The 7,863-nt window shown below is 45.8% G+C and carries 7 protein-coding genes; 1 reads left to right on the forward strand and 6 read right to left on the reverse strand.

Annotation, left to right across the window (positions count from 1 at the left end; translation table 11 throughout):
• Nucleotides 1-85: 85 nt before the first annotated feature.
• Nucleotides 86-916: a transglutaminase-like domain-containing protein gene (locus QUA20_RS31045; RefSeq protein ID WP_333194150.1), complete on the reverse strand. Its 831-nt coding sequence runs from the start codon at nucleotides 914-916 to the stop codon at nucleotides 86-88.
• Between the two features lie 44 nt (nucleotides 917-960).
• On the opposite strand from QUA20_RS31045, the gene QUA20_RS31050 reads away from it, so the two are divergent.
• Nucleotides 961-1,200 (forward strand): hypothetical protein, encoded by a 240-nt coding sequence (locus QUA20_RS31050; protein ID WP_333194151.1) that lies wholly within the window; start codon nucleotides 961-963, stop codon nucleotides 1,198-1,200.
• A 117-nt stretch (nucleotides 1,201-1,317) separates the two neighbouring features.
• Here QUA20_RS31050 and mutL read toward each other — a convergent pair whose 3' ends face one another.
• From mutL to QUA20_RS31075, 5 genes are all read right to left on the reverse strand, one after another.
• On the reverse strand, nucleotides 1,318-3,195 hold the full coding sequence (gene mutL / locus QUA20_RS31055; RefSeq protein ID WP_333194153.1) for a DNA mismatch repair endonuclease MutL: 1,878 nt from the start codon (nucleotides 3,193-3,195) through the stop codon (nucleotides 1,318-1,320).
• A 196-nt stretch (nucleotides 3,196-3,391) separates the two neighbouring features.
• Nucleotides 3,392-4,486: an ATP-binding protein gene (locus tag QUA20_RS31060; protein ID WP_333194154.1), complete on the reverse strand. Its 1,095-nt coding sequence runs from the start codon at nucleotides 4,484-4,486 to the stop codon at nucleotides 3,392-3,394.
• A 338-nt stretch (nucleotides 4,487-4,824) separates the two neighbouring features.
• Nucleotides 4,825-6,018 carry a beta-ketoacyl-ACP synthase gene (locus tag QUA20_RS31065; protein WP_333194156.1) on the reverse strand — a complete coding sequence of 398 codons (1,194 nt, stop codon included), beginning with the start codon at nucleotides 6,016-6,018 and terminating at the stop codon, nucleotides 4,825-4,827.
• 37 nt (nucleotides 6,019-6,055) lie between these two features.
• Nucleotides 6,056-6,838: a peptidylprolyl isomerase gene (locus QUA20_RS31070; protein ID WP_333194158.1), complete on the reverse strand. Its 783-nt coding sequence runs from the start codon at nucleotides 6,836-6,838 to the stop codon at nucleotides 6,056-6,058.
• Nucleotides 6,839-7,019: 181 nt separating this feature from the next.
• On the reverse strand, nucleotides 7,020-7,586 hold the full coding sequence (locus QUA20_RS31075; protein WP_333194159.1) for a photosystem I assembly protein Ycf4: 567 nt from the start codon (nucleotides 7,584-7,586) through the stop codon (nucleotides 7,020-7,022).
• Nucleotides 7,587-7,863: the final 277 nt, after the last annotated feature.

Consider the following 7,863-nt stretch of genomic DNA (forward strand, 5'->3'; position numbering starts at 1 on the left):
TATTAGTTACCCCACTAAAACTAGAGTTTTATTTATGTATCTTAACATAGTTTTGTTTTTTCTCGCCGACCTACTTATAGCGAATTTAAGTTAACATATCCCGATCGAGCCGATCGAGCAATTGGCGAATTCTAGCAGCATCCTCAGCATTCGGAGCATTTCTCAGGTAGAGTTGCAAATCGTGGCGCGCCTCAGCCAAGCGGCCAACTTGATAGTACAGAATTCCGCGATCGCGCCGTTCCCCCGCCGCATCGGGAAACAGCAGCAAAATCCGTTCGAGTGCCAAGAGTACCCTCACAGCATCTCGCTGCTGCAAATAAATCGCCTTCAGATTTCCCAGCATTCGCCCCAAAAAATGCCGGCGACCGATCGGGGCTAGAAAAGCCGGCTGCAACTCCATCGGTTGACCGTAAATTTGAGAAAGTCTGGCTTGACAATCTTCAGGAAATAATATCTCCCCGCCGTTAAACGCATCAACAAAAATACCAGCATCTTCAAAATCCGGTCTAATTAAAAAATGTCCCGGCATCCCAATTCCGACCATCGGAAAATCAATGCGCTTAGCAACTTCCAAATAAACCAAAGATAAAGAGATCGGAATGCCAGTACGCCGATCGATCACTTCATTCAAAAAGCTATTGCGGGGGTCGTAATAATCAGCATCATTGCCCGCAAACTGCAACTCCCCGTATAAATAGGCGTTAATAGTTTGAATGATCCGCAGCGGATAATTCTGTGCCGGCAGGCGATCGCGCACTTCATCTGCGATCGTGTCGAGAGCGTTTAGATACTCTTCGGGCTCCAAATTGGGGTATTCTTCCAAAGCCATGTAAAGGGCAGCTTTCGCCAGGTCAATCGAGCCATCAGGCTGATTTATTTCTCGATAAAATAGTTGTCGGGCGATCGGAAAATCCATATTTATTATTGATTTATTTTTAATTTACTTTTTGTACCAACATCATGAACAGGCAAGATGCCTGTTCCACAACAAAGATTATTCGGGTAAACGGCATTTTTTGTAGTATAATAATTAACCTTTTTTATGGTAAAACAGGTACTTGTTCTTGTGGAACAGGCATCTTGCCTGTTGCAGCTTTTTGTAGTATGATTAAAGTTTTTCTGGTAATACAGGAATTTTTTCTTGTGGAACAAGCCAGAAAGCCTGTTGCCCAAAAGATATTAAAAACAGTGAATTATTAAAATTTTAATATATTCTAAGTTTTTGTATCTAAATCAGCCACTATTTTTAATAAAGCTTCACGATTTTTTTCAATCGAGCCAGCTTGACGTGAACTTCATCCGATATCAAAATAACTTTTAAATCCCGTGACTTTTGCCAATCACCCAACTGCGGCGAAAAATCCGAGCCAAAGTCGATTCTTCCAAAGCAAAATAGATAGGGCGGCCGTGAGGACAAGTGCGCGGATTGCGAGTTTGCTGCCATTCATCCAACAAATTCTGCATTTGCAAAAGATTTAAAGGAGTACCGTTTTTCATAGCACTGCGGCAAGCAGTCGCAACTTGAGCCGCTTGCAAATCTGCTACTTTACTGAGTTCAAAAAGCGCATCCGCACAGTCATCTCGATCGGCTAACAATTCAGGAACTTCGCGGGCAGCCCATAGCTGTTCGCCAAAAGTTTCTACTTCCAAACCCAAGCGGGATAAATTCTCGATTTGCAGCGCCGATAACTGACTGAGAATCACTGGTTTTTCTAGACATTTTAGCTGCCAAGCCGCGCACAATTGCTCGTACAAAACGCGCTCGTGAGCGATGTGCTGTTCTATCAACCACATTCCGCTGGAATGTTCCGCAACAATGTAAGTATGGTGAATTTGAGCGATCGCCCTCAATTCCATCAATCCTATTTTATTAGCTTTTTCCTCTTCACTGCCTTCATCATTCTGCTTAGCCGAAATCCCGACACTGTAAGCACTTTTTTGTTCCGATGCCTTCAGCAATTTTCCCACTCGTTCGGGAATTGGGGCAGCAGGCAAAACCTCATCATTTAGGTGCAAAGCGCGAGCAATTGCCTCGCTAACTTGTTCTTGCCAAAAACTCGGATCGTGCAGATAAATTTCCACCTTAGCCGGGTGGCGGTTCCAGTCGATTTCCGAGGGGGAGATTTGCAGGTGAACAAAACACACTGGATAGCGATCGCGCGGACAAGTGCGGGCAAAGGCGCTGAGAATAGTTTGCTCTAATTCGGGCGATCGCACAACTCGCCGGTTCACCCCCACCTTTACCCAATCCGGTCGCCTGCGGTGACAGCGATCGGGCAAACCAATTACTAACTCCAAACGCTGGGAATTGGGCATTGGGAATTGGGAACTGGCAACGGGTAATTGGTAATGGGGCTTAACTGTAGCTGCAACAAGTTGAGTTTCTACCAATAAATTTGCTGCTTTATTATTTGCAGGACTCGCAGGCACATCTAACTTTAAATACTGCAAATCGCTCGCTCGCACACCGCGCACGAATTGAGGTAAAAGTTGTTCCGCTGTGCTACCAGGAGTTACGTGCAAACAAGGGATATTTCCTTGACGCAACTGCCAATTAACCTGCGGGTGACAAATAGCAATTTGCTGAATGATTGATTGTATCGATCGCATTTGCTGTGCCGCCGACAAAAAACTGCGACGCACAGGCCAATTGCCAAACAAATTATCAACAGTCACCACCGTACCCGGAGCGATCGCCGCTGTTTCCACCTCCACAGCAACGCCCGCGTTGTTGTAAACTACCCGCCAGCCCGATCGAGCATTTTCAATTCCCCCCTTGTTAAAGGATGATTTGGCGGGGGTTTGTGCCGACTCTCGGTTTTCCGAAAAATCCCCCAATCCCAAATCATTCGATCGGCTCAAAACCTCCAAACAGCCCAACTGAGCCAAACTGTGCAAAGCTTCCCCGCGAAATCCCAAAGTAGCAATTTTGTAAAGGTCTGCTTCAGTGGTAATTTTGCTCGTACTGTGAGGCGAAGCAGCCTGCTGCAAATTTTCCAGATCCATTCCCGTACCATTATCTGCAACTTGTATCCGCCACTGTTCGGGCCAGACAGAAACAACGATGCGAGTTGCGCCTGCATCCAGAGAATTTTCAACTAATTCTCGTACCGCTGCGGCGATCGAATCAATCACTTCGCCTGCGGCAATTAAATCGATAACTTCTGTGGGTAAGGTTTGAATAGTAACTGGCATCAGATTTTTAGCGCTTCGTTAATTCAATTCTACTGCATTCTGCAACTCCCTACACAGTATTAGGACTAACACTTTTAAACCCGGTTTCTTATAAAAATATTGTTTGGTAACAGAAAATCTACTCATAAACCAAGTCTCTGAGGCTGAGTGAGAAAGTCCTAAGTACATATCTTCCTACCTAATTAAACTCATCGGCTCAAGCCATTATTTTCGGCAAGCGGATGTAAAAAGTTGTCCCTTTTTCGTCCTCCGACTCATAAGTAATTTCCCCTTTGTGAGCATCGACGATTGACTTAACAATCGCCGTTCCCAATCCAGTACCCGTCCGCTTGCCATAAGTCACAAAAGGTTCAAATAAATTTTCCTTAATTGCCTCCGGAATGCCCGGCCCGTTATCGTAAATGCTAATTTCTGCCCACTCCTTACTTTGTGTCACAATAATCTCAACTCGTCCCCCGCGCCCCCCAAAAGCTTCAGCAGCATTCCCAACTAAATTTTGCAAAACACGCAAAATTTTATTTTCGTCTGCTTCCACTATCACTTCTGTCACCCGTAAGACCAAATCTACTTTTGCCGCCTCAAAATAAACTCTGTTCAACCTTTCAAACTGCTGCAACGTCTGGATTAGATTAACTGGTTTTTTATGTAATACAGCATTGCCTCGCGAAAATTCTAATACTTCTTCAGCCATTCCCAACATTCGCTGAACCTGCAATTGAATAAGTTCGCACCACTCCTGAGTTTCCTCATCCGGGTGCATTTCTTTGAGCATTTCGCTGGAGAGTTTAATTCCCGTAAAAGGATTTTTGAAATCGTGAATAATGGTGCTCACCATTTCTCCTACCAATACCATTTTTTGTCTGTGTACGAACTGGCTAACATATTGATCAGTGGTATCACGCAAATTTTTTGTAATGAAACTAAACATTTTCAGTACCGCACTGCCTTTAGCAAACTGCAGAGTTGCTATCAGTTCTTCCCGACCTATTTTTGCCAAAGTCGATCCGCTAACTGCCACAGCTCTAGCACTGCGAGGCTCTCCGTCTAAAACTCCGAGTTCGCCAAAATAATCGTCGGGCTTAGCGATAGCAACAGTTTGATATTTTTTGTTTTCAATCCGCTTGCTAAACTCGACTTCACCTTCTAAAACTAGATATAAAAAATCTGCTGTTTCTCCTTCTTCAAAAACCAGTGTTTCCTCAGCAAAACTCTCCACAACAGCTATTTGGCAAAGGTGAGCAGCTTCCTCTGGTTCAAAATAAGACATAAATCGATGAGATGCCAGATCCATGTGAAAATACCTAAGGCTTAATTTAAACAGTTTCTTTCTTCTATTTTCGCAGATCGGGATCGGTGCGTTAATAAAATACAATGCTGCTTTAATCTGCCTCTATTTTCTGACATCCCAGGCTTGGACGCAAGGATCTGGGTCGGGATGCAGAGCCAGAGTAGCATAGCAGCACCAGCAATCTCACCAAAATTCTCAGTTTATTGACTAAAATACATAAATATTGTACAATTTTTCAGATTTAAATTGGATGTGCGGGCGGGTTCTCCGGGCCGCCTCAGAAGATTTTAACTGTAGAGAGATCGTGTAATTTAAATGCCGATCGACCGAGTTTGCAAAAATTAACACTCGCGAGATAAAACGATCGCAGCATTCTGCCCGCCAAAGCCAAAACTCAAACAAACCGCATTTCTGACAATAGCCGATCGCGCACAGCGAACAAAATCTAATTCAAACCCCGGTTTTTTCATTCCAACGCAAGGCGGCAACATCTGATATTTAATACTCATCAAACAAAAAGCTACGCCCAAAGCTCCCGAAGCTCCCAAGGTATGACCCGTAGCCCCCTTAGTCGAACTAACAGCAACTCCTCGGTGAAACAACTTCTCAATTAACAGCGCTTCGTGTCGGTCATTTAACTCAGTTGCAGTACCGTGAGCATGAATAAAATCTATATCAACCGCCGCTAAATTGCTATGTTTCAAACATTGATTTACCGCCGCGATCGCACTTTTCCCACCCAGAGCCGGCGCGGTAGCATGGCAAGCATCATTTGTCAAGCCAAAACCGGAAACTCGACCGTAAATTTTAGCGCCACGACGGCTTGCCAACTCGGCCGATTCTAATACAAATAAAGCCCCGCCTTCACCGAGCACAAACCCTTCCCGATTTTCATCAAAGGGATAGCACCCAGCGTTTGCCAAAGCACCCATCCGGCTAAATCCAGCCACAGTCAGCGGTGTAATTGGCGCTTCCACAGCACCTGCGATCGCCCGCTGACACTCACCAGTGCGGATTAAATCAACAGCACGGGCGATCGACCAAATACCCGTCGCACAAGCAGCCATCGGCGCCAGTACCGGTCCCGTGGAGCCTATTGCCCTCGCCGCCGCGATCGCCCCCATGTGAGGCAAAAAATTCACGAATTGAGGATCGGTAATCGGTAATTGGTAATCGGTAATCGGTAATTCCCTTCCCTCTTCCTTCTTCCTTCTTCCTTCTTCCTTCTTCCCTCTTCCTTCCCTCGCCAACAGTTCCAAATTCGCCTGGAAACCTCGGCTAGAACCGATCGCAATCCCGCAATCAGGCAAAGGCCACATCAAATTAGCATCTTGCAAAGCATCTGCTAAAACCTGCCGAATTAAAGTTATTAAATCGGCAGGTTTTTTGCCAATTAAAGCCAAAGGTCGCCGTTCAAGTTCTAAAAAAGGTTGATGCCGATCGATTCCAGATTCTCCAGACAGCAGTCTTTTCCAGCCCGTTTCCAGAGTCCCTAAACCCGAAACAAGACCAATTCCAGTAACAACAACATCCATTCACTAATGACTGCTGACTAATGACTAATGACTAATTTCAGCTAACAGCCTTAAAATTTTCCAAGCCCTGAGTAACAGTAGCCTTTTCAATGCGATCGCCCGCTTCAATCTTATCCACAACATCCATCCCTTGCTTCACGTACCCAAAAACCGCATAACTCCCGTCCAAAAACGGCACATCGGTCAAAGTAAAGTAAAACTGAGAAGAAGCCGAATCAGGACTCTGCGATCGAGCCATAGCCACAGCCCCGCGACTGTGCACCAACACGGGTTTCTCCTTAACCCCAGCTTCTTGTAGCGTCGCGCTGTAAGTAGGATTTGCAGCACCTTTAGCTTTAATTTCCAGAGGAATCCTGCGTTCTGCAGAGGTTTTCGGGTCAATAAAACCGCCAGTTCCCAGCCGCGCCGCAGGGAATTTAGGGTCTTTACCCTGGGGGTCGCCGCCCTGAACTACAAAAGGCTGAGGTTCCCGCACGACTCGGTGAAATACCAGCCCGTCGTAGACTCCCTTCTGAACCAAATCGACAAAATTGCCCGCAGTAATTGGAGCATTTTTGCCGTCGAGTTCGATCGTAATTGGAGCACCTTTAACAGTCATCACCACTGTTGCTGTTCCTTCCAATCGTGGCAAATTGCTAAATTGCGAGCTCGCCGCTACCACAGCCGGAGACGGAGACGGAGACAAAGAAATGCTTTCACCCGCCGGACTCCCTGTCGGAGTTGAGTTCACAGCCGGGGAATTACCGCATCCCCCAACAAACAACGCACCAATTATTAAAAGTGAGAACAACCACCGCTGAATTTTGATTTGCATTTGCATTTGTATTTTCACTTTCACTTTCACTTTCACTTTCACTCAATGATGTAAGGTGCGCAATGCGCACCCTAAATTTATCGATTTACCAGGGATAATTTGCACCGCTTCGTGCTCACCCAATATTTATCGATTTGGTGCGCATTGCGCACCCTACGAGACATTACCAATCGAAAATGAAAAATCCCTAAAGTCCTTCTAGGGGAACTTGCAAAAATCGAGCCAATTCGGCAGCTTGATTTTCCACTTCAGACAAAGCAATCGGCTGTCCGACTCTAGTCAGGGGAAACTGACGGCGGTCTTTGAGCTTAAGATAAATACTGCGGCGGGGACTGAGACCTTCTTTAATGTCAACCCGCACAGATTGCACGTCCGATGTCTTGCAAGTAAAATCAAGTTTGCGGTTTTTGCCGGGAAATCCCCAGCGAAAAATCCGAATGTTACCAGTTTTTCGATCGAACTCGTTGTAACCGCCGCCGACATCCCAGAGAACAGTCAGCCACAGGTAAAGCGCCAACAGCACGCCGCAGACACCGTAGAAACCCATCGCGATGCCTTGGGGGATGAAAACAAGCTGAGTCGGGTTAGCAAAAGGCAGCAGGTTCACGTGCCAGTAGCTGGAAAGGCCCGACAGCAGGAAACCAGTCCCTCCAATGGTGACAATCGTCCCCCACCAGTAATTGCTGAAGCGGCGGGAACCCACAACTTGGTAGCGCAGGATCGAATCGATCGAGGTCGTTGTTTTTGCAGTCATAAAACTAAACAGCCTTAAAGCCAAATTTTAATTCAATTAGCCCACCTCAGTCACGTTTCACTGACGAGATCGCGACCGACCGATGGCATTGTGTATCAACTTCTGCTAATTATGTTGAAAGATTATGAACTTCTAATATATAGTTATGTTAACTTTAATTAGAAACCTTAGTCTTTTAACAAGCAAAAGGATTTTACCGCAATGACAATCGCAGTCGGACGCGCCCAGACCGAAAGAGGCATCTTTGATGTACTCGACGACTGGCTCAAACGCGATC

Origin of the sequence: Microcoleus sp. Pol7_A1, assembly GCF_036701085.1 — a bacterium.
Lineage (GTDB): Bacteria > Cyanobacteriota > Cyanobacteriia > Cyanobacteriales > Microcoleaceae > Microcoleus > Microcoleus asticus.